The sequence below is a fragment of the Deferribacterota bacterium genome, assembly GCA_034189185.1.
In the GTDB taxonomy this organism is placed as follows: domain Bacteria; phylum Chrysiogenota; class Deferribacteres; order Deferribacterales; family UBA228; genus UBA228.
This window is the reverse complement of the sequence record JAXHVM010000226.1, coordinates 1-2,426: the sequence shown is the minus strand read 5'-3', so window position 1 is coordinate 2,426 and position 2,426 is coordinate 1. Positions and strand designations below refer to the sequence as shown.

General features: G+C 28.9%; 2 protein-coding genes. One reads left to right on the top strand and one right to left on the bottom strand.

Annotation, left to right across the window (positions count from 1 at the left end; translation table 11 throughout):
- Positions 1-1,294: hypothetical protein (locus SVN78_10235; protein ID MDY6821985.1), on the top strand; the 1,294-nt coding region annotated here is incomplete at its 5' end.
- Positions 1,295-1,296: 2 nt separating this feature from the next.
- Here the strand turns inward: SVN78_10235 and SVN78_10230 are convergent.
- Positions 1,297-2,346 (bottom strand): aspartate-semialdehyde dehydrogenase, encoded by a 1,050-nt coding sequence (locus tag SVN78_10230; protein ID MDY6821984.1) that lies wholly within the window; start codon positions 2,344-2,346, stop codon positions 1,297-1,299.
- Between the last annotated feature and the right edge of the window lie 80 nt (positions 2,347-2,426).

Here is a 2,426-nt window from a genome sequence, read left to right as displayed (position 1 = left end):
TAAAATATTTATTATATCATCAATAATCTTATTTATATTTTCTAACCCTATCTTTTTTATAGAGGGTATTTATAATCTATTACATTTTACAACCAACTACATAATCGGCAAACCAGACAGCAGCGGAATAAACATGCCAAACATTCTCTCTACTATAACTGAAGCTCAAAAAAGGCCAATCAATATGACTATGTCAGCTATTTTATCAAATAACTATATAAATTTTATTGGCCTATTATCATTTATTATAATATCACTATTCTTTTACAAAAAAATTATCCCTATAATTCCACTATTCTTACTTGGCATTATCTCTTTTAAAAGCTCTATAAGATTTGTAATGTTTCTTGCCCCCTTTGTTGGGATAGGCTATGGACTACTTATACACTTTATAGTTGAAAAATTTAAGATATCTGAGAAATATAATGAATTTTATGTATATATAGGATCACTTTTATTTGCAATATTATTAACGGTAGTTCTCATTGCTAAAACTAGCTTTTACAATTACACCCCTATCCCGTCAATACAACAAGATATTGTAAAATCTTTTATTGATATTAAAAACAAAGGCTTCAAAGATGCCAAAATTGTAACTTGGTGGGATTATGGTTATGCTATAGAAGATATAACAAGTTATGCCACTTTTCATGACGGTGGGTCTCAAAACACCTTAAAGACATACCTTATCGCTAAGTCACTTACAAATAATGATCAAAGAACACTCTACAATATAATTAATTTATTAAGTGGCTATAAAATAGAAACTATTAATAAATTGTTTAATAGCAATCTATCATTTAAGGAAATATTCAAAAATATTAATAACAATAATAATAAAGATGACATATATTTATTATTTACAAGTGATATGATAACAAAATATAATGCTATAAGCCAGATTGGCTCATTTAATATTAAAACTGGAAGTTCTCAACCAGGTGGATATCAACTATTAAATTGTTCATCCTTTACTAACAAACAATTAGAGTGTGGCAAATTTTCAATTGATCTAACTAGTGGATTAATCAACAATAAGATACCTCTAAAAAATGTTTCTTTTGTTTCAAATGGAGAAATAAAGGATTCCTTTGATTACTTTGATAATGGACTTTTTGCCGAGATTTTAATAAAAAATAGAAGCATTATAGGTGTTTTCCTTTTAGAGGAAAACACCTATAGATCAAATTTTAATCAAATATATATACTCGGCAATTATAACAGCACTCATTTAACAGAGGTTTATAATAACTTTCCTTCTGCAAGAATGTTCAAAATAGTTAATAATAAATAATTCTATACTGATAAAGCAGCTTTATGTTTTATTAATAATTCAGCGATCTGTATTGCATTTAGTGCAGCACCTTTTCTTAACTGGTCGCCCACCACAAAAAAACTTAATGCATTCTCAAATGCTAAATCCTTTCTTATTCTGCCTACAAAACAATCATCTTTGCCTGCAGCATATAAAGGCATTGGATATTCATTATTTTTAGTATCATCAACCAATTTAATCCCTTTTGCCTGGCTAAATAATTCTCTAGCCTTATCAACAGTAACATCTCTTTCTAGAACAACAGTTATAGATTCAGAGTGAGCTGACAATACAGGAACCCTCACACATGTTGCAGATACCTTTATATGACTGTCATTCATAATCTTTCTTGTTTCATTTACCATTTTCATCTCTTCTCCAGTATAGCCATTTTCCAAGAAGCTCCCAATCTGTGGTATTACATTAAACAATAGCTGATGAGAAAAATATTTAACCTCCAATGTATTATTATTAGAATATGCATTTATTTGTTCTAATAACTCATTTAATGCCATTGCCCCAGCACCCGATGCAGATTGATAAGTAGAAGCAATTACATTTTTGATTTTGGCATAATCGTAAAGTGGCTTTAAGGCAACTAACATTATTATGGTAGTACAATTAGGATTTGCTATTATACCTTTATGATTATAAACCATTTCACCATTAACCTCAGGAACAATAAGAGGAACATCATTATCTAATCTAAATGCCGATGAATTATCTATTACAACAGCACCTGCCTCTACAGCGTACCTAGCATATTTTTTACTAATACTTCCGCCTGCAGAAAAAAATGCAATATCAATTCCCTCAAAACTATTCTCAGTTAACTCTTCAACCACATATGATTTATTATTAAAATTCACTGATTTTCCTTTAGACCTATGAGAAGCCAATAATCTCAATTCATTAACGGGAAAAGACCGATCTTCTAAAATACGTAAAAAAGTCATCCCAACAGCTCCTGTTGCACCAACAACTGCTATATTATATTCGTTTTTACCTTCTAAACTATTTTTTGATAACATAGAATACCTCCAAATTATATCTTTTATATATTAAATATATTATAATATTATGTTTTGTCAACCTTATATTTAATTTTTTA